Origin of the sequence: Micromonospora sp. L5 (assembly GCF_000177655.2) — a bacterium.
In the GTDB taxonomy this organism is placed as follows: Bacteria; Actinomycetota; Actinomycetes; order Mycobacteriales; family Micromonosporaceae; genus Micromonospora; species Micromonospora aurantiaca.
Window position 1 is genome coordinate 981782 of the sequence record NC_014815.1, and the last position, 26521, is coordinate 1008302.

Consider the following 26521-nt stretch of genomic DNA (forward strand, 5'->3'; position numbering starts at 1 on the left):
ATCCTGCCAGGCGCGACGCTCTTGGTCAGACCGGCTGCTGTCGTACGGGTGTTCTAATCTGCTCCGGTGACCGACCCCCTCGCCGCCGAGGCGCGGCGCCTGCGCGTAGACGAGCAGCTCTCCGTCGCCGAGATCCGGGCCCGCCTGGGCATCGGCCGCGACCGGGTGTACGCGCTGCTGCGCGGCGTCCCGCCGCCGGAGTGGACCCGCCGGCCGCGAGCCCGGGACGACACCCGTGCCGAGGCCCTGCGGCTGCGCGCGGCGGGCCGGTCGGTCAACCAGATCGCGGCGCAGCTCGGGGTGGCGAAGTCGACCGCGTACCAGTGGGTGCGCCACCTGCCGCTGGACCCGGACGACGCGGCCGCGGAGCGGCGCCGCGAGCACTCGAAGGCGATGACGGAGGCACGCTGGAGCGCGTACCGGGAGGCGCGGGACGCCGCCCAGGTCGCGGAGCACGCGCGCGCCGCCGGTGTGGTCGGCGGTCTCGGTGAGCGGGATCTTCTGATGCTGGGCGCGGCGATCTACTGGTGCGAGGGAGCCAAGTCCAAGCCCTGGCGGCGGGCGGTGACAATCCAGTTCGTCAACACCGATCCGGGGTTGCTGGCCCTGTTCCTCCGGTTCCTGGAGGTCTGCGGCGTGGACCGGACGGTGCCGACCTATCGCGTGAGCATCCACGAGTCGGCGGACGCCGAGGCCGCTGTGCGCTGGTGGGTGGGGCGGCTGCGACTGCCCGCGGAGAGGTTTCGCCGCACGGTGCTCAAGCGGCACAACCCGACGACCGTACGGCGGAACACCGGCGACACCTATCACGGCTGCCTCGTGATCACCGTGCCCCGCAGTCGTGAGCTCTACTGGCGGATCGAAGGTATGATCGCCGAGCTGTTCCGGATCGCGGACGAAGTGCAAGGGAAAGACGCCGCTCCGTAGGTCTTGACATGGCAATGGGGTGTGGGGTAACGGCAACCCGCAGGCCTTTGGAGCCTTGAGCTCCTGGTTCGAATCCAGGCACCCCAGCTCATTCGTCGGATCGCTCCCGGGCGAACGGCGTTTGTGTGGCCGGATGCGAATTGTGGCGAGCCGCGTGGTTAGCATGACCGCGAGACTGTCGCCGTCCCGACGGGAGCCACGTCGTGTCCCAGCCCCACCTCCGCACCGTTGTCGTGCTCGCCGCCGGTGAGGGCAAGCGGATGAAGTCGTCCCTGCCCAAGGTGCTGCACCCGCTGCTCGGCCGTACCCTGCTCGGTCACGTCCTGGCCGCAGCCGGTCCGCTGGGCGCGGACCGCTCGGTGGTCGTGGTCGGCCACGGCGCCGACCAGGTCCGGGAGCACCTGACCGAGGTCGCCCCGGGTGCCACGCCGGTGCTCCAGGAGCGCCAGCTCGGCACCGGGCACGCGGTCCGCATCGCGCTGGACGCGGTGCCGGACGCGACCGGCACCGTCGTGGTGATCAACGGGGACGTGCCGCTGCTGCGGCCGGAGACGGTCCAGGCGCTCGTCGAGGCGCACGAGGAGGCCGCCGCGGCGGCGACAGTGCTGGCCGCCGAGGTGCCGGACCCGACCGGTCTGGGCCGGATCGTGCGGGACGCGCAGGGGCACCTGGAGCAGATCGTCGAGGAGCGCGACGCCACCCCCCAGCAGCGCGCGCTGCGGGAGATCAACGCGGGCATCTACGCATTCGACGCGGCTCGCCTGCGGGAGGCGCTGGGCAAGCTCTCCACGGACAACGACCAGGGCGAGGAGTACCTGACCGACGTCTTCGCGCTGCTGCGCGACGCCGGTGAGCCGGTGGCCGTGCACTGCGCCGCCGACCACGTGGAGACGCTCGGCTGCAACGACCGGGTCGAGCTGGCCGCGCTGCGCCGCCTGCTGCGCGACCGGATCAACGAGGGCTGGATGCGTACCGGGGTCAGCATCCTCGACCCGCACACCACCTGGATCGACGTGACCGTGACCGTCGAGCGGGACGCGGTGATCGACCAGAACACGCAGCTCCAGGGCGCGACAGTGGTCGGCGAGGGCGCGCTCGTCGGCCCGGACACCACGCTCGTGGACACGGTTGTGGGCGCGGGCGCGAGCATCGTGCGCAGCCACGCGCTCGGCGCCGAGGTGGGCCCGCAGGCGAGCGTCGGCCCGTACGCGTACCTGCGGCCGGAGTCGCGGCTGGGCCGTAAGGCGAAGGTCGGCACGTTCGTGGAGACCAAGAAGGCGTCGATCGGTGACGGGTCGAAGGTGCCGCACCTGTCGTACGTGGGCGACGCGACGATCGGCGACCACAGCAACATCGGCGCGGCCACCGTCTTCGTCAACTACGACGGGGTACGCAAGCACCACACCACCATCGGCAGTCACGCCCGTACCGGAGCGGACAACATGTTCGTGGCGCCGGTGCGGGTGGGCGACGGCGCGTACACCGCTGCGGGTTCGGTGATCACCGGAGACGTGCCGCCGGGCGCGATGGCGGTGGCGCGTGGTCAGCAGCGCAACGTGGAGGGCTGGGTGCTGCGCAAGCGGGCCGGTACGGACGCCGCGGAGGCGGCGCGGCGGGCCGGTGAGGGTGCGCCGGACACGGGCGGCGCCGCAAGCGAAGGTGACTGAATCCACGGGGATCGGCGGGCCGTGGGTGGATCGCTGAACCGGGGGCATACTGCAACCGAACAGTCCCCGGCCCCACCGCCGCCGGGCACCACCGACATACGGGAGCAGACGGGCCCATGGGCAGCATCGTCGCCGAAAACCGCAAGAGCCTGATGCTCTTCTCCGGGAGGGGTTTTCCGGAGCTGGCCAAGGAGATCGGTGAGGTGCTCGGCGTCGCGCCGACGCCGGCCGACGCGTACGACTTCGCCAACGGCGAGATCTTCGTACGGTACAAGGACTCGGTCCGTGGTTCGGACGCCTTCGTGGTGCAGTCCGTGACGCACGGCGTGAACACCTGGGTCATGGAGACCCTGATCATGGTCGACGCGCTGAAGCGCGGCTCGGCCAAGCGGATCACCGTGGTACTGCCGTTCTACCCGTACTCGCGGCAGGACAAGAAGCACCGCGGCCGGGAGCCGATCTCGGCGCGGCTGATCGCCGACCTGCTGAAGACGGCGGGCGCGAACCGGATCCTGACCGTGGACCTGCACACCGCGCAGATCCAGGGCTTCTTCGACGGCCCGGTGGACCACCTGTTCGCGATGGACGTGCTGGCCGAGTACGTGGAGCACAAGTACGCGGGCCGGCCGATGACGGTGGTCGCGCCGGACTCGGGCCGGGTACGCGTGGCCGAGCGCTGGACCGACCGGCTGGGCGGCTGCCCGCTGGCGTTCATCCACAAGACCCGCGATCCGCTCAAGCCGAACCAGGTGGTGGCGAACCGGGTGGTCGGTGAGGTCGAGGGCCGGGTGTGCCTGATCGTGGACGACATGATCGACACCGGTGGCACGATCACCAAGGCGGCGGACATCCTCAAGGAGCAGGGCGCGGCGGAGATCGTGGTCGCCTCGACCCACGCGCTGCTGTCCGACCCGGCGACGGAGCGGCTGAAGAACAGCCCGATCAGCGAGGTCGTGGTGACGAACACGCTGCCGCTGCCGTCGGAGAAGCAGCTGGACAAGCTGACCGTACTGTCGATCGCCCCGCTGCTGGCGCGGGCGATCCGGGAGGTCTTCGACGACGGCTCGGTGACCACCCTGTTCGGTGGCCTGAGCTGAGCGTGCGGTCCGGTCGCCGGGAGTTCCCGGCGGCCGGGCCGATGCCCTGCGGAACCGGCGGGGCGGTGATATGGGGGACTGCCGGAGAGCCGGGAATTCCCTCGGGTAGACTGGTGCGGTTGCCACGGCGAGGGTGCCCGGCGGGCTGCTGACAAGCACCGCACGGAGGCGCCGTCATCGACGCGGTGCTCCGGGCGGTCGTTCATGACCCTAGCCCCAGCGAGCCCCTCGCCCCAGCACCGCCAGACGACAAGCCGCCGCAGCGAAGCATCAGGAGTTTCCCCGTGTCCGAGGTAAAGATCAGCGCCGAGCCCCGTACCGAGTTCGGCAAGGGTGGTGCCCGTCGTACCCGCCGGGCCGGCAAGGTGCCCGCCGTGCTGTACGGCCACGGCGAGAAGCCCAAGCACATCGCGCTTCCGGCGCGGGAGTTCGCCGCCGCGATCCGTAAGGGCGGCGCGAACCAGCTCTTCGCGATCGAGGTCAGCGACGGCACCCAGGTGCTGGCGCTGCCGAAGGCGATCCAGCGTGACCCGATCAAGGACACCTTCGAGCACGTGGACCTGCTGCTGGTCCGCCGTGGCGAGAAGGTCACCGTCGAGGTCCCGGTCCAGCTGACCGGTGAGGCCGCGAAGGACACCCTGATCGTGCACGACCACGACACGCTGTCGGTGACCGCCGACGCGACCAAGGTGCCGGACCACCTGGAGGCGTCGATCGAGGGCGCCGAGCCGGGCACCACGATCACCGCCGCCGACGTCGAGCTGCCGGCCGGCGTCGAGCTGGCCACCGACGAGGAGACCGCTGTCGCCTCGGTGACCGCCGCTCCGACCGCCGAGCAGCTCGAGGCCACCCTCCCCGAGGTCGAGGTGGCCACCGAGGAGGCCGAGGCCGAGGTCGGCGAGGAGACCGCCGAGGGTGCCGAGGGCGCTCCGGCCGCCGAGGGCGAGGAGGCCCCGGCCGAGGCGAAGACCGAGGCCTGACCGGTCCGCAAGGCTGTGCGACAGGCGTCCCCGGTTCCCGGGGGCGCCTGTCGGCGTATCGGGACGGCTGGTCGGGCGAGCGAGCGGGAAGGGGCGTCGGGTGACGGACGAGGCGGGACCGTGGCTGGTGGTCGGCCTGGGCAACCCCGGCCGGGAGTACGCGGGCAACCGGCACAACGTCGGGTTCATGGTGGCCGACCTGCTGGCGGCCCGGGTGGGCGCGAAGTTCGGGCGGCACAAGCGTGCGATGGCCGAGGCCGCGGAGGGGCGGCTGGGGTTCGGCGGCCCGAAGCTGGTGCTGCTGAAGCCGTTGACGTACATGAACCTCTCCGGCGGTCCGGTGGCCGGGCTGGCGCAGTTCCACAAGATCCCGCCGGCGCACGTGATCGCGGTGCACGACGAGCTGGACATCCCGTACGGGCAGGTGCGGGTGAAGTGCGGCGGCGGCGAGGGCGGGCACAACGGCCTGCGCTCGATGTCGAAGTCGCTCGGCACCAAGGACTACGTGCGGGTGCGGTTCGGCATCGGCCGGCCGCCGGGCCGGCAGGACCCGGCTGACTACGTACTCTCGGATTTCTCTTCGTCGGAGCGCAAGGAGCTGGAGTTCCTGGTGGACCGCGCGGCGGACGTGGTGGAGTCCGTGGTTCTGAAGGGCGTGGAGCCGACGCAGAACCTGTACCACGGGGGTTGAGCGGCGGGGCGGAGCCCGGCCGGTAGCCTCGGGCGACGGGAGCGAAGGCGGGTGACGGGAGCAGCATGGGCAGTCCTCCGATGATCGACGGCGGGTTCGCCCGGTGGCTGGCGTCCCGGGCCGGTCAGGCGCTGACGGCCCTGCGCGCGGAGATGGGCTTCGCCGACGCGGGCGCGCTCCGGTCGGCCGGCGACAAGGTCTCGCACGATCTGATCCGCACCGAGCTGGCGAAGTGGCGGCCGGCGGACGCGGTGCTGTCGGAGGAGGACGAGGGCTCGCGGCTGGCCTGGACGGCGGAGGTGACAGACGCGGCGCTTTCGCGCCTGACCGCGGACCGGGTCTGGATCATCGACCCGCTGGACGGCACCCGGGAGTACGCGGAGGAGGGGCGCGCGGACTGGGCGGTGCACGTGGCGCTCTGGTCGCGTAACGCGTCGCGGCCGTACGGTCTGGTGGCGGGCGCGGTGGCGCTGCCGGCCCAGCACCGGGTGCTCGGCACGGACCACCCGCCGGCGTACCCGCCGATGACAGTGGAGGCGGCCACCGGGGGCGGCGCGCGGGTCATCCGCTTGGCGGCCAGCCGTAGCCGTCCGCCGGTTTTCCTGACCGACCTGGCAGAGGACGTCGGCGCTCATCTGGTTCCGATGGGCTCGGCGGGCGCGAAGATCGCCGCCGTGGTCACGGGTGAGATCGACGCGTACATCCACGCGGGCGGTCAGTACGAGTGGGATTCGGCCGCTCCGGTCGCTGTGTCGACGGCCACCGGTCTGCATGCTTCCCGGATCGACGGTTCTGCGCTGAAATACAACGGGGCCGACCCGCGCCTACCGGATCTGCTGGTCTGCCGCAAGGATCTCGCGAGTCGGTTGCTTGCAGCGTTGCAGCGGCATTCCGGGTAACCTGAGCGTTCTTCTTCACGAGTCCGACCTGAAAGGTCTGGAATCCGATGTACGGATCCGTGCGAATCGAGTTCGTGTCATGACGTCCCCCGCCGCGTACCAGGTGTCGCACCTCGACGCGCTCGAGGCGGAGAGCATCTTCGTGATGCGCGAGGTCGTCGCCGAGATGGAACGGCCGGTGCTGCTGTTCTCCGGCGGCAAGGACTCGATCGTGATGCTCCGGTTGGCCCAGAAGGCGTTCGCGCCGGCCAACATCCCCTTCCCGGTGATGCACGTGGACACCGGGCACAACTTCCCCGAGGTGCTCGACTACCGCGATCAGCGGGTGGCCGAGCTGGGCCTGCAGCTCATCGTGGCGAGCGTGCCGGAGGCGCTGAACAAGGGCCTGGTCCGCGAGTCGGCCGACGGCATGCGCAACCGGATCCAGACGCCGGTGCTGCTGGAGGCGGTGGAGAAGCACCGCTTCGACGCGCTGTTCGGCGGCGCCCGGCGCGACGAGGAGAAGGCGCGGGCCAAGGAGCGGGTGTTCAGCTTCCGCGACGAGTTCGGCCAGTGGGATCCGAAGAACCAGCGTCCGGAGCTGTGGGCGCTCTACAACGGCCGGCACCACCCGGGCGAGTCGATCCGGGTGTTCCCGCTGTCGAACTGGACCGAGCTGGACGTCTGGCACTACATCGAGCGGGAGCGGATCCCGCTGCCGTCGATCTACTACGCGCACGAGCGCGAGGTGATCGAGCGCGACGGCATGCTCTACGCGGTGAACGAGTTCTTCCGGGCGCGCGCCGGTGAGCAGCCGTTCAAGGCCCAGGTGCGGTACCGGACCGTGGGTGACGCCTCCTGCACCGCGGCGGTCCGCTCGGACGCCGACACGGTGGAGAAGGTGATCGAGGAGGTGGCCGCCACGCGGATCACCGAGCGCGGCGCGACCCGCGGCGACGACCGGGTCAGCGAGGCCGCCATGGAGGACCGCAAGCGAGAGGGCTACTTCTGATGAGCGTCGAGACCCTGGCCCCGGCCGAGAGCGAGACCGCGCGGCCGATGGACCTGCTGCGGTTCGCCACCGCGGGCAGCGTCGACGACGGCAAGTCGACGCTGATCGGCCGTCTGCTCTACGACACCAAGTCGCTGTTCAGTGACCAGCTCGCCGCCGTCGAGGCGGTCAGTGCGGCCCGGGGCGACGAGTACACGAACCTGGCGCTGCTCACCGACGGCCTGCGCGCCGAGCGGGAGCAGGGCATCACCATCGACGTGGCGTACCGCTACTTCGCCACGCCGCGGCGGAAGTTCATCATCGCCGACACCCCGGGGCACATCCAGTACACCCGGAACATGGTCACCGGCGCCTCCACCGCCGACCTGGCGCTGATCCTGGTGGACGCGCGTAAGGGCCTGGTGGAGCAGTCCCGCCGGCACGCGTTCCTCTGCTCGCTGCTGCGGGTGCCGCACCTGGTCCTGTGCGTGAACAAGATGGACCTGGTGGACTGGTCGCAGGAGGTCTACGAGCGGATCGCGGACGAGTTCACCGCGTTCGCCGCGAAGCTCGACGTGCCGGACCTGACGGTGGTGCCGGTGTCCGCGCTGCAGGGCGACAACATCGTCACCCGCTCGGAGAACATGCCCTGGTACGAGGGCCCGTCGCTGCTGCACCACCTGGAGCGGGTGCACATCGCCTCGGACCGCAACCTGGTCGACGTGCGGTTCCCGGTGCAGTACGTGATCCGGCCGCAGTCCACCACCGTCACCGACTACCGGGGTTATGCCGGTCAGGTGGCCTCCGGCGTGCTCAAGCCGGGCGACGAGGTGATGGTGCTGCCGTCGGGCTTCACCAGCCGGATCGCCGCGGTGGAGACCGCGGACGGCCCGGTGGACGAGGCGTTCCCGCCGATGTCGGTGACGGTCCGGCTGACCGACGAGCTGGACATCTCCCGCGGCGACATGATCTGCCGGCCGAACAACGCCCCGATGGCCGTGCAGGACATCGAGGCGATGATCTGCTGGATGGACGAGACGCGGCCGTTGCAGGTCGGCGGCAAGTACGCGATCAAGCACACGACCCGTTCGGTGCGGGCGATCGTGCGCGGGCTGCACTACCGGCTGGACATCAACTCGCTGCACCGCGACGAGACGGCCGGTGAGCTGAAGCTCAACGAGATCGGCCGGGTCCGGCTGCGCACCACGGTTCCGCTGCTGGCCGACGAGTACCGCCGTAACCGCACCACCGGCGGCTTCGTGATCATCGACGAGTCGACGAACCGTACGGTCGGCGCCGGCATGATCGTCGAGGCCGGCTGACCCTGGGTTGCAAGGAAGGGCCCCTTGTTAACAGTGCGCTGTTAACAAGGGGCCCTTCCTCTACCGCAGGCGTTAATAAGGGGCCCTTCCTTACAGCCGGGTGACGCCATCTGCGGGCAGCACCGTGAGCGTGCCGGGGGCGGTGAAGCCGCGCTCCGCGTACGCCTCGGTCACGGCGGCCGCCACCGCGTCGGCGGCGTCGGCGTCGACCAGGGCGAGCACGCAGCCGCCGAAGCCGCCGCCGGTCATCCGCGCGCCGTACGCCCCGGCGGACAGTGCCGCCTCGACCGCGGTGTCGATCTCCGGCACGGTGATCTCGAAGTCGTCGCGCATGGAGGCGTGCGAGGCGGTCAGCAGCGGACCGGTGTCGCGGACCCGGCCGGCGCGCAGCAGCGCGACGGTGTCGAGCACCCGCTGGTTCTCGGTCACCACGTGCCGGACCCGGCGGCGGGTCTCGTCGTCGTCGAGGCGTGCGAGCGCGGCGTCGAGGCCGGTCACGTCGACGTCGCGCAGCGCTGTCACCCCGAGCGTCGCGGCGGCCTGCTCGCAGCTCTTGCGCCGAGCGGCGTACTCGCCGTCCGCGTGCCGGTGCGGCGCCCGGCTGTCGATCACCAGCACGGCCAGCCCGGCGCCGTCCAGGTCGAACGGGATCTGCTCGACCTCCTCGGTGCGGCAGTCGAGGAACAGCGCGTGCCCGGCCCGGCCGCGGATCACCGCGGACTGGTCCATGATCCCGGTGGGTGCGCCGACGTAATCGTTCTCGGCCCGCTGGGCGAGCCGCGGCCACCGCCCGGCGGGCAGGTCGAGCCCGCCGAGGTCGACCAGCGCGGCCAGCACCGCCGACTCGATCGCCGCCGACGAGGAGAGCCCGGAGCCGACCGGCACGTCGGAGGCGACGGCGAGCCGCGCGCCCGGCACGTCGTGGCCGTCGGCGCGCAGCGCCCACACCACCCCGGCCACGTAGGCGGCCCAGCCGTCGACCCGGCCGGGCTCGTCGGCCTCCGCCGCGCCGAACTCGACCGGTTCGTCGTCCAGCTCCGACCAGACGGTCCAGCGTCCGTCGGGGGCGGGCGCGGCGGCGACCACGGTACGCAGCGGCAGCGCGAAGGGCAGCACGAAGCCGTCGTTGTAGTCGGTGTGCTCGCCGATCAGGTTGACCCGTCCGGGAGCCGCCCAGCGGCCCGCCGGCTCGGCGCCGTACCGCTGCCGGAAGCCGGCCGTGGCGCGGTCGGCGACATTCATGAGGGCTGTCCCGCGACGTGCGCCCGGTAGAACGCCCAGGCGTCGCCGACCATGTCGTGCAGGGTGGGCTTGGCCGGCGTCCAGCCCAGCTCGTCGCGGGCCAGCGCGGAGGATGCGACCAGCTCGGCCGGGTCGCCCTCGCGGCGGGGGGCCACCTCGACCGGCACCGGGTGCCCGGTGACCTCGCGGACCACGTCGACCACCTGCCGGTTGGTGAAGCCGTTGCCGTTGCCGAGGTTGTAGATGCGGTGCCGGCCCGGGGTGGCCGCGTCCAGCGCGAGCAGGTGGGCGCGGGCCAGGTCTTCGACGTGGATGTAGTCGCGGACGCAGGTGCCGTCGACTGTGGGGTAGTCGTCGCCGAAGAGCTGGAGCTTCTCCCGCCGTCCGGCGGCCACGTCGAGCGCGATCGGGATGAGGTGCGTCTCCGGGTCGTGCCGCTCGCCGATGGCCAGCCCGTCGCGCAGGTACGCCCCGGCGACGTTGAAGTAGCGCAGCGAGACGGCGGCCAGGTCGTGCGCGATCGCCTCGGAGGTGAGCGCCATGTCGACGGCCAGCTTGGTGGCGCCGTAGGTGCTGGTGGGCGCCTTGACGGCGGTCTCCGGGATGGGCAGCTCGGCGGGGTTGCCGTAGACGGCGGCGGTGGAGGAGAAGACCATCCGGGGCACCCGGGCGGCGCGGACCGCGTCGATGAGCGCGATCGAGCCGACCGTGTTGGTGTGCCAGTACAGCTCGGGGCGGATCATCGACTCGCCGGCGGCGATGAGGGCGGCGAAGTGCAGCACGCCGTCGAACCCGGCGTCGGGGGTGAGCACCCGGGCGGCCTCGTGCACCGGCAGCTCGACGTGGGTGGCGTCGGGGGCGAGGGCCTCCCGGTGACCGGTGCGCAGGTCGTCCAGCACGGTCACCTGGTGGCCGTGGTCGAGCAGCATCCGGGTCACCACGCTGCCGATGTAGCCGGCGCCGCCGGTGACGAGCAGTTTCACGTCGGTCCTCCTGCCTGGGCCGCGTCCCGCGGCGGCCGTCCCGTGATCACCCTACGGCCGGGGGCTGTGTCGCGGCTGTCGAGTTGAGTCCGCCTCTATTCCATCATAATCCTTCATGATTGAACAGATCCGCACATTGAGCCGAGCGTAGGGTGGCCGCTGTCTACCATCCTTCTCATGCGGGAGGGTGGTGGTCCCGGGCCCCGGCGGCGACCGTCGGGGCGGCCCCGACGCGAACCCGGCCCGCTGGCCCGCACCGTGGCCCGTCTCGTGGTGCGCGGCGCCGACGGCGCCACCCGCCTGGTCACCGCCCTGCTCGGGGCCAGCCCCACCGCCGGGCGGGAACGGATCAGCGAGGCCGAACTACGGGACCTGGTCGCGGCGAACACGCTGCTCGACCCGGACGAGCGGCGGATCATCGACGAGGTGCTGGTGGCCGGCGCCCGGCTCGTCCGCGAGGTGATGGTGCCCCGCACCGAGGTGGTCTTCCTCAGCGCGGCGCTCCCGCTGGCGCAGGCCCAGCGGCTGGTCCGGGCCGACCCGCACACCCGTTACCCGGTGGTCGACGGCACCCACGACGACGTGGTCGGCCTGGTGCACCTGCGGGACGTGCTGCTGCGCCCGGACGCGGACCGGCTGCTCCTGGTCGGCGACCTGATCCGGGAGGTGAAGCGCCTGCCGGACAGCAAGCGTGTGCTGGCGGCGCTCACCGAGATGCGCCGGGAGGGCCACCACCTGGCCGTCGTCGTCGACGAGTACGGCGGCACGGCCGGCATCGTCACCTGCGAGGACCTGGTCGAGGAACTGGTCGGGGAGATCCGCGACGACGAGCACGGCCCGCTCGAACCGGAACCCGCCGGCCTGCCCGCGGTCGTCGACGGCCGGCTCAACCTGACCGACTTCGCCGAGCGCACCGGGGTGCCGCTGCCCGCCGGGCCGTACGAGACGGTGGGCGGGTACGTGATGGCCGCCCTGGGCCGGCTGCCCGTGGCGGGCGACGAGGTGCCGGTGGCTGTCGACCCGGCCGCCGGATCGGTCCCCGCCGATCCGGCGGGCTGGCTGCTGCGGGTGCTCACGCTCGACGGCCGGCGGGTGTCCCGCCTGGCGGTCTCCGCCGCGCGGCTGCCCGAGCCCCGGCGTGAGGTGAACGGTCCGCTTCCGCCCGTACCCGCCCGATCCACCGGCCCGTCATGACGGACGCCGGGGCTTGCTGACAGAATTGCCGCCATGTCCGACGTACCCGCCCGCCCGCGCGTCTTCTCCGGCATCCAGCCGACGGCCGACTCGTTCCACCTCGGCAACTACCTGGGCGCGCTGCGGCACTGGGTGGCGTTGCAGGACAGCCACGACGCCTACTACTGCGTCGTCGACCTGCACGCGATCACCGCGGGGCACGACCCGTTGGTGCTCAAGCGCCGCAGCCGGCTCGCCGCCGCGCAGCTGTTCGCGCTCGGCCTGGACCCGGAGCGCAGCACGCTGTTCGTGCAGTCGCAGGTGCCCGAGCACTCGCAGCTGGCCTGGGTGCTCGGCTGCATCACCGGCTTCGGCGAGGCCGGCCGGATGACCCAGTTCAAGGACAAGTCGCAGAAGCAGGGCAGCGAGCGGGCCAGCGTCGGCCTGTTCACGTACCCGATCCTCCAGGCCGCGGACATCCTGCTCTACCAGGCGAACGCGGTGCCGGTCGGCGAGGACCAGCGGCAGCACCTGGAGCTCTCCCGCGACCTGGCGCAGCGGTTCAACTCGCTGTTCGGCCGCACCTTCACAGTGCCCTCCCCGCACATCGTGAAGGACACCGCGAAGATCACCGACCTGCAGGATCCGACGGCCAAGATGTCGAAGTCGTCGTCCTCGCCGGCCGGCATCATCGACCTGCTGGAGGACCCGGCCCGGTCGGCCAAGAAGATCCGCTCGGCGGTCACCGACACCGGCCGCGAGATCGTCTTCGACGCCGAGGGCAAGCCGGGCATCACCAACCTGCTGACGATCTACTCCGCGCTGTCCGGCCGGTCCGTCGACGACCTGGTCGCCGCGTACGACGGCAAGGGCTACGGCGACCTGAAGAAGGACCTCGCCGAGGTGGTGCGGGAGTTCGTCACGCCGATCCAGGAACGCACGAACGCCTACCTGAACGACCCGGCCCAGCTCGACAAGCTGCTGGCGCGGGGCGCGGAGAAGGCCCGGTCGGTGGCCGCCGGGACGCTGCGGGACGCGTACGAGCGGGTCGGCTTCTTCCCGCCGGTGCGGTTCGAGTAACGGCCCGGACGGGCGGGAACGGGTGACGCAGCCGGTGGCCGGAGGGGTGGCGCGCGACGTGGCGGGCAGTGACACGGCGCCGGGCGGCGCGGACACGATCCAGATCGGGATCGCGGTCGACGTCCCCGAGCCCTGGGGCGGGCTGCTCACCCGCCGCCGGGTCGAGGCCGGCGACCCGCTCGCCGTCCCCGCGCACGTCACCCTCCTCGGGCCCACCGAGATTCCGGTACGCGCGCTGCCCGCCGTCGAGGAGCACCTGGACCGGGTCGCCGCCGCGCACCTGCCGTTCACGCTGCACCTGCGCGGCACCGGCACGTTCCGCCCGGTCACCCAGGTGGTGTTCGTGGCGGTGGCGGCCGGGATCAGCGAGTGCGAACTGCTGGCGGCCGCGATCAACTCGGCCCCCGAGCTGCGGCGCGAGCTGCGCTTCCCGTACCACCCGCACGTCACTGTGGCGCAGGACGTGCCGCCCGAGGTGCTCGACAGGGCGTACGAGGACCTGGCCGACTTCTCCGCGTTGTTCCAGGTGGACGCGTTCACGCTGTTCTCGCACAGCGGGGCGACCCGGTGGCAGCCCCGCCGCGACTTCCGGCTCGGCGGCCGGAGCTGAACATCCGACCGGCCGGGGCCCCTCCGCCACGGGCGGAGATCGGCGAGGATGACGGGGTGAACGTCTTCGGCCGGATCGAGGCGGCGGTGGGGCGCCGCATCGACGCGGCCCGGGGCCGCTCGTCGGTCTTCGACCACGTCTGGCGGGCCGGGACGCTCTACGCCGACCTGCTCGCCGGGCGGCTCGCCGCCGCCATCGCGTACTACGGCTTCTTCGCCGTGTTCGCGCTCGCGCTCGTCGCGTACTGGATCTTCGGCGCGGTGCTGCGCGACAACGAGGAGGTCAGCCGCGGCGCGGCCCACTTCCTGGAGGAGAACCTGCCCTTCCTCGACCCGGTACAGATCGCCGAGAGCAGCAGCACCGTCGGCGTGGTCGGCCTGGTCATCCTGGTCTTCACCGGCATCGGCTGGGTGGAGGCGATCCGCTCCTCGCAGCGGCTGATGTACGGCTTCAACCAGCAGCCCGGCAACCTCGTGGTGCGGCGGCTTGTCGACTTGGGCGTGCTGGTGGCGGTCTTCGTGCTGCTGTTCGTCTCGGTCGCCGCCGTGGACGCGTTGGAGTCGCTGCTGCGCTTCCTGCTGCGCAGCACCGGCTCGGTGGGCCTGACCACGATCAGCGCGCTGCTGAGCGTGCTCGTCAACGCCGTGCTCGCCGCCGCGCTGCTGCTCGCAGTGCCGCGGCTGCGGATGAGCCGGCGCCGGCTGCGCCCGGCGATCCTGACCATCGCCGTCGGTATCACCCTGCTGAACACCGTGGGGCGTTACTACGTGGTACGCACCGAGCGGAACCCCGCGTACACAGTGGTCGCCACCGCCGTGGGCCTGCTGCTCTACCTCTACCTGCTCAACCAGCTGGTGCTCTTCGGCGCCGCGCTCGCCGCCACCAGCCGGTACGGCCGGGTGGTGGACCTGGCCGAGGGCGGTGCCCGGGAGGTGGACGTGGAGGCGGACGTGCTCGACGAGGAGACGGAACCGGGGACACCGGGGGGAGCGGGATGAGCGCGCGGATCCGGATCGACGCCGAGTCGGCGGTGCCGCCGTACGAGCAGGTGCGGGCGCAGTTCGCCGCGCGCATCGGCGACGGGCGGCTGCCGGTGGGCACCCGGCTCCCGGCCGTGCGGCAGCTCGCCGCCGACCTGGGGCTGGCCGTGAACACCGTGGCGCGAGCGTACCGGGAACTGGAGGGCGCCGGCCTGGTGGAGACGCGCGGCCGGCACGGCACGGTGGTGGCCCCCGGCCGGGACGACGCCACCGACCGGCTGCACCGGGCCGCCGCCGAGTACGCCGCCGAGGCGCGGCGCCTGGGTGTCGCGCCGGAGCGGGCTGTCGCGCTGGTCCGTGCGGCGCTGGACGCCGGTACGCGTGGCTGAGCGTGGTCCCCGAAGCGGGGAGAGTCCGATGAATGCGTTCCCCGGGCCGATGTGCGGCGACCATGATGGGCCGGTGGGCGCACTCGTGACACTGGACCTGCCGGACGACTCCCCGATCCGGAGTCTGCCGTGGATCATCACGTTCGGCCCGCTCGGTGCCGAGGACGACTGGGAGCCGGTGGTCTGCGGCCCGTACGAGCGACCGCACGCGCTGGCGCTGGCCGAGGCGGTGGTGGCCGACGAGCAGTTGATGGCGGTGGTGGAGCCGCTGCTGCCGGCGCTCACACCGGAGGAGATCCGCGGCGAGATCGCGGCCGCGCAGATCGCCGCCGAGGACGAGGCGGCCGAGATCGACCAGGCGGACCTCTACGGCGACTTCGAGGACGTCATCGACGAGGAACTGGAACGGGCCGCCGAACGCGAGCCGGAGCCCGAGCCGGTGGAGGCGCCCGACCGGGAGGAGATCCGGGCCGGGTTCGCCCGGATCGCCGCGCTGCTCACCGCCAAGGGCGGCTGAGGACGCGCGCGCTCCCCGATGGACGCCGGCCCCCCGGGAGCGGACTCCCGAGGGGCCGGGGCCACCTCACCCCCCACCACAAGGGGTCGGCAGCCCAGCCGCCCGTCGGCGCGGGGCACAACGGACGGCCAGGTCGTTGGCGGGTTACCCGGCTCAGCGCCGTTCGAACCACGCAGCCGCGTCCACCGGCAGGACGTGTCCGTCGCCCCGCTCGGTGAGTTCGGCGCTGGCGACGAGCGGGCGGCCGTAGCCGCTCACAGTCACCTCGGCGCCGCTGATGTTCACCACGCAGGTCACCTCGGCGTCCCCGGCGGTGCGGCGGAACGCCAGGACGCCGGGCTCGGTCTCCAGCCAGGTGATGGCGTCCAGGCCGGCCAGCGCCGGGTGCTCGTGCCGGGTGCGCAGCGCGGTCCGGTACAGCTCCAGCGTCGAGCCGGGCACCCCGGTCTGGGCGGTCACCGACAGCGACCGCCAGGTCGCCGGCGCCGGCAGCCAGCTCAGCTCGCTGCCGTCCGGCCCGAAGCCGTACGGGGGCAGCTCGCCGCCCCACGGGATCGGCACGCGGCAGCCGTCCCGGCTCTCCCCGGTGCGCCGGAACGCCGGGTCCTGACGCAGCTCGTCGGGAAGGTCGAGCACCTCCGGCAGGCCCAGTTCCTCGCCCTGGTAGACGTACGCGCAGCCGGGCAGCGCGAACATCAGCAGCGCGGCGGCACGGGCACGGCGCAGGCCGACCTCGCCGTCGCCGTACCGGGTGACGTGCCGCTGCCGGTCGTGGTTGGAGAGCACCCAGGTGGTCGGCGCGCCCACGATCGTGGACTCGGCCAGCGCCGTGTCGATCACCTTGCGGAACGAGTCGGCCGACCAGGTGGCGTCGAGGAAGTCGAAGCTGAACGCCTGGTGCAGCTCGTCCGGGCCGATGTAGCGGGCCAGCCGCTGCGGCGTCTCGGCCCACGCCTCGGCGACCGCCATCCGGCCGCCCGGGTAGCTGTCCAGGATCGGCCGCCAGGCGCGGTAGATGTCGTGCACCTCGTCCTGGTCGAAGTACGGCAGCCGGCCCTTGCCCAGCAGCTCGGACTGGCGCTGGCCGGTGGTCATCGAGTTGAAGCCCACGTCCGGCAGGCCCTCGGCCTTGATCATCCCGTGCGCCACGTCGATCCGGAAGCCGTCCACGCCACGGTCCAGCCAGAAGCGCAGCACGTCCTCGAACTCGGCCCGCACCTCCGGGTGGCGCCAGTTCAGGTCGGGCTGGGCCGGGTCGAACAGGTGCAGGTACCACTGGCCGTCGACCACGCGCGTCCACGCCGGACCGCCGAAGATGCTCTCCCAGTCGTTCGGCGGCAGCTCGCCCTGCTCGCCCTTGCCGTCGGCGAACAGGTAGCGCTCACGCTCCGGCGAACCCGGTCCGGCGGCCAGCGCGGCGGCGAACCACGGGTGCGCGCTGGAGGTGTGGTTCGGCACCATGTCCACGATGATCCGCAGGCCGAGCGCGTGCGCGTCGGTGATCATCTCGTCGAAGTCGGTCAGGTTGCCGAACAGCGGGTCGACGTCGCGGTAGTCGGCCACGTCGTAGCCGGCGTCGACCTGCGGCGAGGTGTAGAACGGCGTCAGCCAGAGCGCGTCCACGCCGAGGTCACGCAGGTACGGCAGGCGCTGCCGGATGCCCTGGAGGTCACCCACACCGTCGGCGTTCGCATCAGCGAAGCTGCGGACGTACACCTGGTAGACGACCGCGGACCGCCACCAGTCGTCGTCGGCGGTGCGTGGGGTGGTGCTGGGGACGGAGGTCATCGGTGTCGATCCCGTTCTGTGGCGGCTTCTGGTGCGGCGCAGGGTGTCTGAGCAGAATGCCGCCATCGCACTGCAAGAGTCAAGCATTCCTTGCGCAAGAAATGACGGCCATCACCCGCCGCTGCTCCGGCACCCTCTCCCGCATCCCGGGACACCCACCCACCCTCACCGCCCGCCGACTCCCGTCGATCATGAGGTTGACGGCCTTCGTCGCCCGATTTGTCCCCGCCAACCTCATGATCGCCCCGCTCAAGGGCGCGGGGGGGAGTCAGGCGGGGATGGGGAGGGACGGGGTGGGGGTGGCGGAGCGCTGGCGCTTCGGAGGGTCGGCGGGGCGGGCCACCGCTGTGGAGCCGCGTACCACCAGCTCGGGCCGGAACAGGTACTCCGAGTTCGGGGAGGGGTGGCCGTTGATCTCGTCGACCAGGGCCCGCACCGCGGCCACGGCCATGGCGGCGACCGGCTGGCGCACGGTGGTCAGCGGCGGGTCGGTGAACGCCATCAGCGGGGAGTCGTCGTACCCGACCACGGAGATGTCGCCCGGCACCGACAGCCCGCGCTGGCGGGCGGCCCGGATCGCGCCGAGCGCCATCAGGTCCGAGCCGCAGACCAGTCCGGTCGCGCCGCGCTCGATGAGCCGGCCCGCGGCCGCCTCGCCGCCCTCCACGCCGAACAGGGACAGCTCCGTCAGCTCGGCCAGCTCGTCCTCGCTGATGTCGGTCAGGCGCCCCATCGCGGCCTTGTAGCCGGCGACCTTGCGCTGCACCGGCACGAACCGGTCCGGGCCGGTGATCAGGCCGATCCGGCGGTGCCCGAGCGCGACCAGGTGGGCGACGGCGAGTTCGGCTGACTCCCGGTCGTCGCAGGAGACGAACGGCGCGGGGATGCCCGGGGCGTATCCGTTGATCATGACGATCGGCAGCGGCCGGGCCAGCAGCGTGCGGTAGCGGTCGTGGTCCGCGGCGGTGTCGGCGTGCAGGCCGGAGACGAAGACGATGCCGGAGACCTGCCGGTCCAGCAGCATCTCCACGTACTCGTCCTCGCGGACGCCACCAGGGGTCTGGGTGCAGAGCACCGGGGTGTAGCCGGTGGGGGCGAGCGCGGACTCGATGATCTGGGCGAACGCCGGGAAGATCGGGTTGTCCAGCTCCGGCACGACCAGGCCGACCAGCCCGGCGCTGCGCTTGCGCAGCCGGGCCGGTCGTTCGTAGCCGAGCACATCGAGGGCGGTGAGGACGGCCTGCCGGGTCTCGGGGGCCACACCGGGGCGGTCGTTGAGCACCCGCGACACCGTGGCCTCGCTGACTTCAGCCTGTTGGGCGATGTCGGACAGTCGAGCGCGCATGTGCGGCACTTTAGCCCAACGGCAAAGTCTTGCGTACACTTCTGCAAGCCCTTCCATTCTCTGCAACCTCTTGCTAACGTCCCCGCAACATGCGAGAGCAGCGGCGCAGCATCTCGGCGCCGGTCAGCAAGAACTTTCAGAGGTTTCCACTGGCGGGCCGCCCTTCCCCCGGCGGGCCGCCATGACGACAGGAGTACCGATGCGCATCCGTACCGCGGGTGTGGTCGCCGTCCTCGGCCTGGCGCTCGCCGCCTCCGGCTGTGGTGACAGCGGCAGCGACGACAAGCCGGCCGCCGGCGAGTCCGCCAAGGCGACCGGCGGCAAGCTGGTCATCTGGGCCGACGACAAGCGCACGGCCGCCCTCAAGCCGTTCGCCGAGGAGTTCGGCAAGGAGAACGGCGTGACCGTCGAGGTCCAGGCCGTCTCCAAGGACCTGCAGACCAACTTCGTCACCGCCTCGCAGCAGGGCAGCGGCCCGGACGTCGTGGTCGGCGCGCACGACTGGATCGGCAACCTGGTCCAGAACGGCGCCATCGACCCGGTGCAGCTCCCGGCCGAGCAGAAGTCCGGCTTCAACGAGACCGCTATCAAGGCCGTCACGTTCAACGGCCAGCTCTACGGCGTGCCCTACGCCACCGAGAACGTCGCGCTGATCCGCAACACCGAGCTGGCCCCCGAGGCGCCGAAGACGATCGAGGACCTGGTCGCCGCCGGCAAGAAGCTCAAGGCGGAGAAGAAGGCCAGCGAGATCCTGTGCCTGCAGTCCGGCCAGAACGGCGACGCCTACCACATCTACCCGCTCTACACCTCGGGCGGCGGCTACCTGTTCGGCACCGCGGCGAACGGCGACTACGACCCGAAGGACCTGGGCGTGGGCAAGCCGGAGTCGATCGCTGCCTTCCAGAAGATCGCCAAGCTGGGTGAGAAGGGCGAGGGTGCGCTGAAGCGCTCCATCACCGGCGAGAACTCCATCGCCACCTTCACCGGCAAGAAGTGCGCGTTCCTGGTCTCCGGCCCGTGGGCCGTGGCCGACGCCAAGAAGGCCAACATCTCCTACGACATCTCCCCGGTCCCCGGCTTCGCCGGTGGCAAGGAGGCCCAGCCGTTCGTGGGCGTCCAGGCGTTCTACGTGGCCGCCAAGGGCAAGAACAAGGCCCTGGCCCAGGAGTTCGTCACCAACTACGTGACCAAGCCCGAGCTGGCCGTCGCGCTGTACAAGGCCGAGCCGCGCCCGCCGGCGCTGACCGCCGCCTTCGACCAGGTCAAGGGCGAGGACCCGGACCTGGCCAAGTTCTCCGAGGCCGGCAAGAACGGCCAGGTGCTCCCGGCGATCCCGGCCATGGCCGCGATCTGGGATCCGTTCGGCAAGGCGGAGGCCGCCATCATCGGCGGCGCCGACCCGGCCAAGACGATCACGGCCGCCGGCAAGACCATCCAGGGTCAGATCAAGTAATGAGCGCGCCGCTGTCCGGCCCGGGGTCTGCACCGCAGGCCCCGGGCCGGGAGCCCGTACGCCGTGGGCTCCCGCGCACGTCCCGTACCGCGCGGCAACACGCGCCGATCACCGCGACCGGCCTCGTCGTCAAGGTGGTCCTGCTCGGCCTGGTGGCCGGGATCGCGATCTGGGCGGCCTTCCCGCTCATCGAGGCCGAACACTGGCTCGCGCTGGGCGTCCTGGCGGTCACCACCGCCGGCCTGTTCTACCTCTACCTGAGCCGCCGGCACATCCCGGCCAAGTACCTGGTCCCCGGCACGCTCTTCCTGATCGCGTTCCAGGTCTTCCCGGTGCTCTACACCGCGAGCACCGCGTTCACGAACTTCGGCGACGGCCACCGCGGCAGCAAGGACGACGCGATCGTCGCCGTGCAGACCGCCTCGGTGAAGCAGGTGCCCGGCTCGACCGAGTACAACCTCACCATCGCCACCAAGGGCGACCCGGCGACCGGCGCCCTGACCTTCCTGCTCAGCGACCCGAAGACCAAGGACGTCTTCGCCGGCGACGCGGACGGGCTGCGCAAGCTCGACGCCGCCGACGTCGAGGTGAGCAGCCTCAGCGGCAAGATCACCGCGGCGGACGGCTACACCCTGCTGAACATCGGGCAGGCCAGCAACCGCAGCGACGCCGTCACCGCGCTCATCGTGCCCACCGACGAGGGCGCCATCCGCTCCAACGGCCTGACCCGGGCGTACGAGGGCAAGGCCATCCGGGCGTACGACGCCGGATGCGACTGCGTCAAGGACAGCGAGACCGGCAGGACGTGGACCGCCGACGAGAAGTCCGGCTCCTTCGTCGCCGCCGACGGCGAGCGCCTCGCCCAGGGATGGAAGGTCGACGTCGGGCTGAAGAACTTCAGCACCGTGCTCACCAACCCGAACATCTCCGGCCCGTTCTTCGGCACGCTCGCCTGGAACTTCGCGTTCGCGATCGGCTCCACCGGGCTGACGTTCCTGCTCGGCATGGCCATCGCGCTCGCGCTGCACTCACCCCGGATGCGCGGCACCAACCTGTACCGGATGGTGCTGATCCTTCCGTACGCCATGCCGTCGTTCGCCATGCTGCTGATCTGGCGGGACATGTTCAACACCGACTTCGGCCTGCTCAACAACCTGTTCGGGCTGGACGTCGACTGGTTCGGCGGCAACTGGTCGGCCCGGATCGCGGTGCTGCTGGTGCAGCTCTGGCTCGGCTACCCGTACATGTTCCTGGTCGCCACCGGCGCGTTACAGGCCATTCCCCGGGAGCTGACCGAGGCGACCTCGGTCGACGGCGCGTCGCCCTGGCAGTCGTTCCGGGCGGTCACCCTGCCGCTGCTGCTGGTGGCGCTGTCGCCGCTGCTGATCGCGTCGTTCGCGTACAACTTCAACAACGTCAACGCGATCCTGTTCACCACCGAGGGCGGCCCGTTCGCGCCGGACAACCCGACCAACGGCGCCACCGACCTGCTGATCACCTACACGTACCGGCTCGCGTTCGGCGCACAGGGCGCCGAGTTCGGCCTGGCCGCCACCGTCTCGATCTTCATCTTCGCGATCGTGGCGACGGTGTCGGCGATCAGCTTCCGGCGGACCCGCAAGCAGGAGGAGGTGTACTCGTGACCACCATCGCGGAGACGCCCACGACCACCCGCCGGCCGGCCCGCCGCTCGCGCGGCCGCTGGTTCGCGCAGGTGGGCTGGCGGCACCTGGTCGGAGTGCTGGCGGTGGCGTTCAGCCTCTTCCCGATCCTGTTCGTGATCTCGGCGGCGTTCAACCCGCTCGGCACGCTCTCCTCCACCGAGCTGCTGCCGACCGGGGCGTCGCTGGAGAACTTCACGAACCTGTTCGACAAGACCGCGTTCGGCCACTGGTTCCTCAACTCGCTGCTGCTCGCGGGCGTGGCCAGCTTCGCGTCGATCTTCCTGTCGTCGCTCGCGGCGTACGCGTTCTCCCGGATGCGCTTCGCCGGGCGCCGGGTCGGCCTGCTCGCGCTGCTGCTGATCCAGATGTTCCCGCAGTTCCTGGCGATCGTGGCGATCTTCCTGATCTTCACCACGCTCACCGACCTCTACCCGGTGATCGGGTTCAACACCCCGTGGGGCCTGTTCCTGCTCTACATGGGTGGGGCGCTCGGCGCGAACACCTGGCTGATGAAGGGCTTCTTCGACACGCTGCCGAAGGAGCTGGACGAGTCGGCGACCATGGACGGCGCGTCGCACGTGCAGGTCTTCTTCCGGATCATGCTGCCGCTGGTGGCGCCGATCCTGGCGGTGACCGGCCTGCTCGCGTTCATCGGGTCGATCAACGAGTTCATCATCGCCAACGTGTTCCTCACCGAACCCGAGTCGAAGACCCTCGCGGTCGGCATGTTCGGCCTGGTCGCGGGCGAGCGCAACAACAACTTCGGGATGTTCGCGGCGGGCACGCTGCTCACCGCGATCCCGACGGTGCTGGTGTTCCAACTGCTCCAGCGCTACATCGTCTCCGGACTCACCTCCGGAGCGGTCAAGGGCTGAGCCTCCTCGGCTCACGCTGCGGCAAGGGCGTCGTGTCGGCGTACACCGGAGCGGTTCTCGGGCGGACCGCCGCGGTCGGGTGAACCGACCGCGGCGGGTGCCCGCCCCCTCTCCCTGTCGGTACGACGCGAAAGGCAGCACCATGTCCCTTCAGCCGCACCACGACGGCTCCGCAACCTACGTCCCGGAGCAGGAGCCCGCGCTCGGGCAGACCGTGCCGGTCTTCGTCCGGGTACCGGCCGGAACCGGCGTCTCCCAGGTACACGTGCGCACCACCGGCGACGGCGAGCCGCGCTTCGCCGAGGCGCGGATCGACCGCACCGAGAACGGCGACGTGTGGTGGCGGGCCGACGTCGAGGTCCGCAACCCGGTCAGCAACTACCGCTTCCTGCTCGACGGCGAACGCGGCACCCGCTGGCTCAACGCGGCCGGGCTGGCCGGCCACGACGTGCCGGACAACGGCGACTTCAAGCTGGTCAGCTACGCCCCGCCGCCGGCCTGGGCCCGGGACGCGGTGATCTACCAGATCTTCCCGGACCGGTTCGCCCGCTCGGCCGCCGCCGACGGCCGGACCACGCCGGACTGGGCGATTCCATGCGACTGGGACACCCCGGTCGTCGGCCGCGGCCCGGAGACGCCCCGCCAGTTCTACGGCGGCGACCTCGACGGCGTCACCGAGCACCTGGACCACCTGGACCGGCTCGGCGTCAACACCGTCTACCTCACGCCGGTCTTCCCGGCGCGGTCCAACCACAGGTATGACGCGTCGAGCTTCGACACCGTCGACCCGCTGCTCGGCGGCGACGCGGCGCTAGCTCGGCTCGCCGACGCGGTGCACGCCCGGGGCTGGCGGCTGCTCGGCGACATCACCAGCAACCACACCGGCGACGCCCACGACTGGTTCACCGCCGCCGTCTCCGACGTCAACGCGCCGGAGCGCGAGCTGTACTACTTCGACCTGCCCGGCTCGGACTACGAGTCGTGGAACGGGGTGAAGTCGCTGCCGAAGCTGAACTGGGGCAGCGCCGAACTGCGCCGCCGGTTCGCCACCGCCGAGGACTCGCTGCTGCGCCGCTGGCTGCGCCCGCCGTACGGGCTGGACGGCTGGCGGGTCGACGTGGCGAACATGACCGGGCGGCGCGGTGCGGACGCGTACACCCACGAGGTGGCGCGGCTGCTGCGCGAGGTGGTCGCCGAGACCCGGCCGGACGGGCTGCTGCTCGCCGAGCACGGCCACGACCACACAGGTGACCTGGACCGCGACGGCTGGCACGGGACGATGAACTACGTCGGCTTCACCGACCCGGTCTGGTCCTGGCTGCGCCACGGCGACGAGCCGGTGCCGAACTTCCTCGGCACCCCGGGCGGGGTACGGCGGCGCGACGCGAGCGCGGTGCTCGCCACCATGAACACCTACCGGTCGCTGGTGTCCTGGCGGTCGTACACGCACTCGTGGCAGCTGCTCGGCTCGCACGACTCGGCCCGGATCCGCACCGTGGTCGGCGACGCGGCCCGGCAGGAGGTGGCGGCCGGACTGCTCGCCACCATGCCCGGCACGCCTGTGGTCTTCGCCGGGGACGAGCTGGGCCTGACCGGCACGAACGGGGAGGGCTCGCGTACCCCGATGCCGTGGCACCGGCGCCAGAGCTGGGACCGGCGCACGTTCGACGCGTACCGGTCGTTGCTGACGCTGCGCCGCGACGAGCCGGCGCTGCGGCACGGCGGCCTGCGGTGGATGCACGCGGACGCGGACACGCTGGTCTTCCTGCGCGAGGCGCCCTCGTCGACGGTGCTGGTGCTGGCCCGCCGCGCCCCCGGCACCCCGGTCCGCCTGACCGGCGTGGGAGCCGGAGACAACGTCTACGGCGACGCCCCCGCCCTCCATCCCGACGCCGACGGAACGGTGACCCTCCCCGCGGACGGCCCCACGTTCCAGGTCTGGCGCCTGCGCTAGCCCTCCCCCCACCCACCCACTCTCCCGCCCCCCGCGATCTTGCGGTTCCGGCCCGTGGCGCGCGGCATTCGTCCCGGATGCCGGGGCGGTAACTGCAAGATCGCGGGGGAAGGGGGGGCGGGAGGGCGGCGGGAGGGCGGGTCACGGTATGACGGCAGGTCGGCGGGGTGACTACTACGAAGCGTCGTTGATGAGGGAGGATGGGCCGCGTGGAAGCTCTTCGACTGATTCTTCTCTACGTCCATCTGATCGGCTTCGCGCTGCTGCTCGGTGGCGCGATCGCCCAGTACGTCACCGGCCGGCTGCGGATCAACGCCGCCATGCTCTGGGGCGCGATCATCCAGATCCTCACCGGCATCGGGCTGTCCGCTCCGCTGCGGGACGGGGACGAGCCGGCCCCGGCGAAACTTGTTACCAAGTTGGTGCTCGCGCTGCTCATCTTCGTCATGGTCTTCTTCTCCCGTAAGCGGGAGACCGTCAACCGTGGCCACTTCCTCGCGATCGTCGGGTTGACGCTGGTCAACGCTGCCGTCGCGGTGTTCTGGCGTTAGTTCGCCAGGAGTCGGGGAAGCTCGGGAAAACGGACGTTCGCGACACCACCGCGCGCGCCTACCGGCATGAGAAGTGACGTGCCCCACCCAAGGGTTACACCGGGGTAACAGACGCTCAACAGTCGTGCACGATTGTCGGCCGGTGGGTGGGCGCGGGCGTACGCTCCCGTCCGTAACGTGGGACGCCGGCGGCACACCGCAGGCCGGCGAAGGGCTGTGCACCGCGCACGACGCGGTGTGCAAGGGGAAGGAGACGTCTTGCGCTCTGTGCGTGGGATGCGGATCGCCTCCGCCATCGTGGCGGGTGGACTCGTGCTGGGCGCTGCCGCGTGTGGTGAGGCTCCGGACGACGACAAGAACGCCGGCGGCGACGGTGGCAAGAAGTTCAGCGCCTGCATGGTGACCGACGTCGGCGGCATCGACGACAAGTCCTTCAACGCCTCGGCCTGGAAGGGCCTCCAGGAGGCGCAGAAGGAGAACGACAAGATCGAGATCAAGAACGTCCAGTCGAAGGCCGAGGCGGACTACGAGGTCAACCTGACCGGGTTCGTCAACCAGAAGTGCGACTTCATCCTGGCCGTCGGTGGCCTGATGTCGGACGCCACCAAGGCGGCGGCTGAGAAGAACCCGAACCAGCAGTTCGGCATCGTCGACGCCAACCCGGGTGTGTCGAACGTCTACCCGATGCAGTTCGACACCGCGCAGGCCGCGTTCCAGGCCGGTTACCTGGCCGCCGGGATGAGCAAGTCCGGCAAGGTCGGCACCTACGGTGGCCTGCCGATCCCGCCGGTCACCATCTTCATGGACGGCTTCGCCGACGGCGTGGCGTACTACAACAAGGCCAAGAGCAAGAACGTCCAGGTTCTGGGCTGGGACAAGGCCGCCCAGAAGGGCTCCTTCGCGAACTCGTTCGAGAAGCAGGACGAGGGCAAGAAGGTCTCCGACGCGCTGGTCGCCCAGGGCGCCGACGTCGTGATGCCGGTCGCCGGTGGCGCCGGTCTCGGCACCACCTCCGCGGCCAAGGCCGCGGGCGGCAAGTACTCGGTCGTCTGGGTGGACATCGACGGCTGCGAGAGCACCCCGGACTGCGGGGTGATCCTGACCACCGTCGTCAAGAACATCCCCGAGGCCGTCAAGGAGGCCGTGGTGAAGGCCGCCGGTGGCGAGAAGCTCCAGTCCACCCCGGGCTTCGTCGGCACGCTGGCCAACACCGGCGTCTCGATCGCCCCGTACCACGACTTCGAGAGCAAGGTCCCCGCGGACCTGAAGGCCGAGGTCGACAAGATCAAGGCGGACATCGCCGCCGGCACCATCACCGTCACCTCGAAGGCCCAGCCGACCAAGTGACGGTCCCGCCGGCCGCC

General features: G+C 71.4%; 23 protein-coding genes, 1 tRNA gene and 1 pseudogene. 21 read left to right on the forward strand and 4 right to left on the reverse strand.

The window, feature by feature from the left end; genetic code table 11:
- The first annotated feature begins 66 nt into the window (after positions 1-66).
- The 9 genes and pseudogenes from ML5_RS04990 (at position 67) to ML5_RS05030 (ending at position 8553) form a co-directional block, all read left to right on the forward strand.
- Positions 67-927 (forward strand): helix-turn-helix domain-containing protein, encoded by an 861-nt coding sequence (locus ML5_RS04990; RefSeq protein WP_013473951.1) that lies wholly within the window; start codon positions 67-69, stop codon positions 925-927.
- 15 nt (positions 928-942) lie between these two features.
- Positions 943-1014: transfer RNA gene (locus ML5_RS04995), tRNA-Gln, on the forward strand.
- Positions 1015-1130: 116 nt separating this feature from the next.
- Positions 1131-2654: pseudogene (glmU, locus tag ML5_RS05000) on the forward strand (bifunctional UDP-N-acetylglucosamine diphosphorylase/glucosamine-1-phosphate N-acetyltransferase GlmU); the annotation flags it as partial.
- A gap of 56 nt (positions 2655-2710) precedes the next feature.
- On the forward strand, positions 2711-3691 hold the full coding sequence (locus tag ML5_RS05005) for a ribose-phosphate diphosphokinase (RefSeq protein WP_013283956.1): 981 nt from the start codon (positions 2711-2713) through the stop codon (positions 3689-3691).
- Positions 3692-3975: 284 nt separating this feature from the next.
- Positions 3976-4671 carry a 50S ribosomal protein L25/general stress protein Ctc gene (locus tag ML5_RS05010; protein WP_013473952.1) on the forward strand — a complete coding sequence of 232 codons (696 nt, stop codon included), beginning with the start codon at positions 3976-3978 and terminating at the stop codon, positions 4669-4671.
- Between the two features lie 100 nt (positions 4672-4771).
- Positions 4772-5362, forward strand: a complete 591-nt coding sequence (gene pth / locus ML5_RS05015; RefSeq protein ID WP_013473953.1) for an aminoacyl-tRNA hydrolase — start codon at positions 4772-4774, stop codon at positions 5360-5362.
- A 65-nt stretch (positions 5363-5427) separates the two neighbouring features.
- Positions 5428-6261: a 3'(2'),5'-bisphosphate nucleotidase CysQ gene (locus ML5_RS05020; protein WP_013473954.1), complete on the forward strand. Its 834-nt coding sequence runs from the start codon at positions 5428-5430 to the stop codon at positions 6259-6261.
- Positions 6262-6340: 79 nt separating this feature from the next.
- Positions 6341-7252: a sulfate adenylyltransferase subunit CysD gene (gene cysD / locus ML5_RS05025; protein WP_013283960.1), complete on the forward strand. Its 912-nt coding sequence runs from the start codon at positions 6341-6343 to the stop codon at positions 7250-7252.
- Positions 7252-8553 (forward strand): sulfate adenylyltransferase subunit 1, encoded by a 1302-nt coding sequence (locus ML5_RS05030; protein WP_013473955.1) that lies wholly within the window; start codon positions 7252-7254, stop codon positions 8551-8553. Before cysD ends, ML5_RS05030 begins: the two co-directional genes overlap by 1 nt.
- Before the next feature lie 90 nt (positions 8554-8643).
- On the opposite strand, the gene galK is transcribed toward ML5_RS05030, so the two are convergent.
- Complete coding sequence (galK, locus tag ML5_RS05035; protein ID WP_013473956.1) at positions 8644-9795, reverse strand: galactokinase; 1152 nt, start codon at positions 9793-9795, stop codon at positions 8644-8646.
- Positions 9792-10724: a UDP-glucose 4-epimerase GalE gene (gene galE, locus ML5_RS05040; RefSeq protein ID WP_236619427.1), complete on the reverse strand. Its 933-nt coding sequence runs from the start codon at positions 10722-10724 to the stop codon at positions 9792-9794. Before galE ends, galK begins: the two co-directional genes overlap by 4 nt.
- A gap of 231 nt (positions 10725-10955) precedes the next feature.
- Between galE and ML5_RS05045 the strand changes: the two genes are divergently transcribed.
- From ML5_RS05045 to ML5_RS05070, 6 genes are all read left to right on the forward strand, one after another.
- Positions 10956-11972, forward strand: coding sequence for a hemolysin family protein (locus tag ML5_RS05045; RefSeq protein ID WP_174361694.1), 1017 nt, complete (start codon positions 10956-10958; stop codon positions 11970-11972).
- 33 nt (positions 11973-12005) lie between these two features.
- Positions 12006-13031: a tryptophan--tRNA ligase gene (gene trpS, locus ML5_RS05050; protein ID WP_013283965.1), complete on the forward strand. Its 1026-nt coding sequence runs from the start codon at positions 12006-12008 to the stop codon at positions 13029-13031.
- A 22-nt stretch (positions 13032-13053) separates the two neighbouring features.
- A complete protein-coding gene (locus tag ML5_RS05055) occupies positions 13054-13641 on the forward strand; it encodes a 2'-5' RNA ligase family protein (RefSeq protein WP_013283966.1) in 588 nt (195 codons plus the stop codon).
- 56 nt (positions 13642-13697) lie between these two features.
- Positions 13698-14639 carry a YhjD/YihY/BrkB family envelope integrity protein gene (locus tag ML5_RS05060; RefSeq protein WP_013283967.1) on the forward strand — a complete coding sequence of 314 codons (942 nt, stop codon included), beginning with the start codon at positions 13698-13700 and terminating at the stop codon, positions 14637-14639.
- Complete coding sequence (locus ML5_RS05065) at positions 14636-15010, forward strand: GntR family transcriptional regulator (protein WP_013283968.1); 375 nt, start codon at positions 14636-14638, stop codon at positions 15008-15010. The genes ML5_RS05060 and ML5_RS05065 overlap by 4 nt, the downstream gene beginning before the upstream one ends.
- 73 nt (positions 15011-15083) lie before the next feature.
- Positions 15084-15527, forward strand: a complete 444-nt coding sequence (locus tag ML5_RS05070) for a hypothetical protein (protein ID WP_030274101.1) — start codon at positions 15084-15086, stop codon at positions 15525-15527.
- Between the two features lie 153 nt (positions 15528-15680).
- On the opposite strand, the gene ML5_RS05075 is transcribed toward ML5_RS05070, so the two are convergent.
- Both ML5_RS05075 and ML5_RS05080 read right to left on the reverse strand, forming a co-directional pair.
- Entirely contained in the window at positions 15681-17315 is a 1635-nt protein-coding gene (locus tag ML5_RS05075; RefSeq protein ID WP_013473958.1) for a glycoside hydrolase family 13 protein, read from the reverse strand.
- 268 nt (positions 17316-17583) lie between these two features.
- Positions 17584-18660: a LacI family DNA-binding transcriptional regulator gene (locus tag ML5_RS05080; protein ID WP_013473959.1), complete on the reverse strand. Its 1077-nt coding sequence runs from the start codon at positions 18658-18660 to the stop codon at positions 17584-17586.
- A gap of 199 nt (positions 18661-18859) precedes the next feature.
- Between ML5_RS05080 and ML5_RS05085 the strand changes: the two genes are divergently transcribed.
- From ML5_RS05085 to ML5_RS05110, 6 genes are all read left to right on the forward strand, one after another.
- Positions 18860-20113, forward strand: a complete 1254-nt coding sequence (locus tag ML5_RS05085) for a maltose ABC transporter substrate-binding protein (protein ID WP_013283972.1) — start codon at positions 18860-18862, stop codon at positions 20111-20113.
- A complete protein-coding gene (locus ML5_RS05090; protein ID WP_013283973.1) occupies positions 20113-21756 on the forward strand; it encodes an ABC transporter permease subunit in 1644 nt (547 codons plus the stop codon). The genes ML5_RS05085 and ML5_RS05090 overlap by 1 nt, the downstream gene beginning before the upstream one ends.
- Positions 21753-22652 (forward strand): sugar ABC transporter permease, encoded by a 900-nt coding sequence (locus ML5_RS05095; RefSeq protein ID WP_013283974.1) that lies wholly within the window; start codon positions 21753-21755, stop codon positions 22650-22652. The genes ML5_RS05090 and ML5_RS05095 overlap by 4 nt, the downstream gene beginning before the upstream one ends.
- 142 nt (positions 22653-22794) lie before the next feature.
- On the forward strand, positions 22795-24606 hold the full coding sequence (locus ML5_RS05100; protein WP_013473960.1) for a glycoside hydrolase family 13 protein: 1812 nt from the start codon (positions 22795-22797) through the stop codon (positions 24604-24606).
- A gap of 209 nt (positions 24607-24815) precedes the next feature.
- Positions 24816-25157: a hypothetical protein gene (locus ML5_RS05105; RefSeq protein ID WP_013283976.1), complete on the forward strand. Its 342-nt coding sequence runs from the start codon at positions 24816-24818 to the stop codon at positions 25155-25157.
- A gap of 276 nt (positions 25158-25433) precedes the next feature.
- The gene (locus ML5_RS05110; protein WP_030270517.1) at positions 25434-26504 is read left to right on the forward strand and encodes a BMP family protein; all 1071 of its coding nucleotides are present in this window, start codon (positions 25434-25436) and stop codon (positions 26502-26504) included.
- Positions 26505-26521 lie beyond the last annotated feature (17 nt).

Bases quoted from the DNA above. Each gene is read 5' to 3' on its own strand.
- ML5_RS05005 (WP_013283956.1), top strand. From the start codon at position 2,711: ATGGGCAGCATCGTCGCCGAAAACCGCAAGAGCCTGATGCTCTTCTCC.
- ML5_RS05020 (WP_013473954.1), top strand. From the start codon at position 5,428: ATGGGCAGTCCTCCGATGATCGACGGCGGGTTCGCCCGGTGGCTGGCG.
- cysD (WP_013283960.1), top strand. From the start codon at position 6,341: ATGACGTCCCCCGCCGCGTACCAGGTGTCGCACCTCGACGCGCTCGAG.
- ML5_RS05030 (WP_013473955.1), top strand. From the start codon at position 7,252: ATGAGCGTCGAGACCCTGGCCCCGGCCGAGAGCGAGACCGCGCGGCCG.
- galK (WP_013473956.1), bottom strand. From the start codon at position 9,795: ATGAATGTCGCCGACCGCGCCACGGCCGGCTTCCGGCAGCGGTACGGC.
- galE (WP_236619427.1), bottom strand. From the start codon at position 10,724: ATGCTGCTCGACCACGGCCACCAGGTGACCGTGCTGGACGACCTGCGC.
- ML5_RS05045 (WP_174361694.1), top strand. From the start codon at position 10,956: ATGCGGGAGGGTGGTGGTCCCGGGCCCCGGCGGCGACCGTCGGGGCGG.
- trpS (WP_013283965.1), top strand. From the start codon at position 12,006: ATGTCCGACGTACCCGCCCGCCCGCGCGTCTTCTCCGGCATCCAGCCG.
- ML5_RS05065 (WP_013283968.1), top strand. From the start codon at position 14,636: ATGAGCGCGCGGATCCGGATCGACGCCGAGTCGGCGGTGCCGCCGTAC.
- ML5_RS05075 (WP_013473958.1), bottom strand. From the start codon at position 17,315: ATGACCTCCGTCCCCAGCACCACCCCACGCACCGCCGACGACGACTGG.
- ML5_RS05080 (WP_013473959.1), bottom strand. From the start codon at position 18,660: ATGCGCGCTCGACTGTCCGACATCGCCCAACAGGCTGAAGTCAGCGAG.
- ML5_RS05085 (WP_013283972.1), top strand. From the start codon at position 18,860: ATGCGCATCCGTACCGCGGGTGTGGTCGCCGTCCTCGGCCTGGCGCTC.
- ML5_RS05090 (WP_013283973.1), top strand. From the start codon at position 20,113: ATGAGCGCGCCGCTGTCCGGCCCGGGGTCTGCACCGCAGGCCCCGGGC.
- ML5_RS05100 (WP_013473960.1), top strand. From the start codon at position 22,795: ATGTCCCTTCAGCCGCACCACGACGGCTCCGCAACCTACGTCCCGGAG.
- ML5_RS05110 (WP_030270517.1), top strand. From the start codon at position 25,434: ATGCGGATCGCCTCCGCCATCGTGGCGGGTGGACTCGTGCTGGGCGCT.